General features: G+C 45.3%; 3 protein-coding genes and 1 pseudogene. All 4 read right to left on the bottom strand.

Annotated elements, in window-relative coordinates; all coding sequences use genetic code 11:
- Positions 1 to 230 (bottom strand): phage GP46 family protein (locus LG003_RS22715; RefSeq protein ID WP_262981726.1); only part of this gene is annotated, 230 nt, incomplete at its 3' end.
- Positions 227 to 814: a phage baseplate assembly protein domain-containing protein gene (locus LG003_RS22710; protein ID WP_112879935.1), complete on the bottom strand. Its 588-nt coding sequence runs from the start codon at positions 812 to 814 to the stop codon at positions 227 to 229. The genes LG003_RS22710 and LG003_RS22715, both read right to left, overlap by 4 nt.
- Positions 814 to 1890, bottom strand: coding sequence for a phage baseplate assembly protein (locus LG003_RS22705; RefSeq protein ID WP_112879720.1), 1077 nt, complete (start codon positions 1888 to 1890; stop codon positions 814 to 816). Before LG003_RS22705 ends, LG003_RS22710 begins: the two co-directional genes overlap by 1 nt.
- Positions 1887 to 2317: pseudogene (locus LG003_RS22700) on the bottom strand (DNA circularization protein); the annotation flags it as partial. The pseudogene LG003_RS22700 and the gene LG003_RS22705, both read right to left, overlap by 4 nt.

Below are 2317 nucleotides of genomic sequence, written 5' to 3'. Positions count from 1 at the left end.
CGCCGTATCAGCCACAATCGAGAGCCGATTTGATAATCTGAACCGATATCACCCCACCAGCCTTTTCTATCAACTCCGTCAATTTCGTCATCACTACGAGCCTGACGGTCTGTAAACAAGCTGATTATTATTGCGGTTTGCAAGTCGTTGCCTGTGACCAAATCCCCGTTCCCAGATAACCAGTCAGCATGAATTTTATTCACATCCCAGTACGAAGTAATATCACTCATTTCACTGGCTCCCCGGTTTGCTGGCTCGTCACCGTTGAACTGCCTGATTCCACGCCGGATACTTTATGCGTATGCCGATTATACGATTCACGTAACTGTTTCATTGTTGACGTATTACTGTTGCAGTTATCGACGATATCACCAGTAACTTTTAAAATTGGCGTATTACAGAGCACACTCTCGCTTGCATTAATTGTCACTTGAGTGGCGTTATTTACTGTTACCGGCTGGCCCCTGGCTTCAATAGTGATCCCGGATTCAGTCAGCAGGATATGCAAGCCCCACTGGTTATAAAGTACTGTTTCACCGGGATTTAAATTCTTATGCCGGTATTTTTTATTGTTGCTTGCAATCACTACAGCACTTGATCGGTCTCCCCCTAAGTAACCAATCACAACGTCAGTTCCCGCGGGCAATGCAGACGAGAAGCCAAATTCAGCCATTCTCGCCGTGTTATCGCGGACCTCAATCGGCGTTTGATACTGGACAACTTGAATGTTTCCGCTATCACGTGATGTCTTAATTTTTCCGAGTCCCAACATCATTTCAACACGTCGAGATAACTTTCTGATTGCATCATTCATCATCTGATCGTCTCTCTCAAAATTGCGTAAAACTCATACGGTTGTACGGCAAAAGCAGCCGGAGGCATTAAGACTAATTGCGCTTGTGTGCCGTTATCACCGTTACGTGTATATGTCACTTCTGATAAAAGCCATTGCTCATTCTCAAGGCCGAAAATAGGCATATGAATAGGAATTAGAGTATTGGGTTGCCATAATTTACCGCTGCTATCCCGCCAGCTATCAATTGTGACTTTCAGCACTTTTGAGCGCCCGTAGCGTCGGTTCATTTCCCAGTCAATAGATTCTTGTGATCGCTTTGCTGATATGAGCGTACTTTCTATAATGGTGACATAGTTCCGATAACGCATCTTTTTCGCTTCAGGATCACTCGCTGTTGCTAACGTGACCACATCATAACCGCTATCATTACTTGTCTCATTGAGTCCGCTAATAGCAAATGAAAGTCCGGTGTACTCAGAAAACCGTTCATTCATTGAACTATTGTAATCTGATGTTTCGACGTTCTTCCCTTGCTCAACCCCACTCGCTGCCAGTTCTGTGCCTACCCGCGTCATGATTAAATTACCGTCAGGCAAGTCGTAGTAGAGCAATGCTGCAAACCGGGTAACGCGATCAATGACCTCTTGCGAGGACTCACCCCAGTTCAGTGTGAACTGAGGGACAGTTGGCATGTCATCAACATCAGAGGTCACCTGAATGTCGTACCATTGGGCCAGTTTCTGAGCAATCTGTAACGGAGTGGCTTGGCTGATAACGTTGTTCGGCCACTTCGCTGAGCAGTCTACTAAATCCTGACATTTACCCCGTCCCGCAACTTTGATTTCGTGTTTATTTTTAGAAATAGACGGGTTCCAGCTATCTATATAGCCCGTTACAACTCTGTCATCACCAAGAAACACTTCACACTTTTCACCCGGTTCTACAAGCTGCTTCTCATCATTGCCGGGGTAATAATCCATTAACATCAAATCAAAGTCAGAGGGTAATCGTTCTATGCCTCTCGTTACCCGTACACTGTCCCATCCGAAAATACGGCGCCCGCCGATCACTAACGACAACTCATCATCTTTCATTGTTTCAGCGCCTTAAACTTAACGGGCATAAATGCCGGGTGAATGGGAGAGACGGCTTGTACCAATTCATCACTGCGTTCAGCATCTTGATAAATTCTGTTAGCAATATTCAATACAGGTAATACAGAAGGCAAGTTAAACTGGGTTAATCTTCCCTTGGCATCCTTCAACGAGAAACTTTCAACAAATTCATAACGTAGCTGAACAAGAGCCTGGAAAACATCATCAGCCGCTAAATCACCCGCTTTAATGATCGCGTTATCAAGAGACTCACAAACACGTCGCTGAATGGTTGCGGCTTCGTCACGACTGGCCGGAATAAGCTCACTTGCTGTTTTCGCCATCGCCCCGGCAGACAGAACAACGAGTAACAATGTCGTAGCTTCTGCTACGTCTCTATCAACACTACTCTGCTGATATTGCGTAT

Origin of the sequence: Photorhabdus kleinii (assembly GCF_025384885.1) — a bacterium.
GTDB classification, from domain to species: Bacteria; Pseudomonadota; Gammaproteobacteria; order Enterobacterales; family Enterobacteriaceae; genus Photorhabdus; species Photorhabdus kayaii.
The sequence above is the reverse complement of the archived record's forward strand: the minus strand, read 5'-3'. Positions and strand labels throughout refer to the sequence as shown.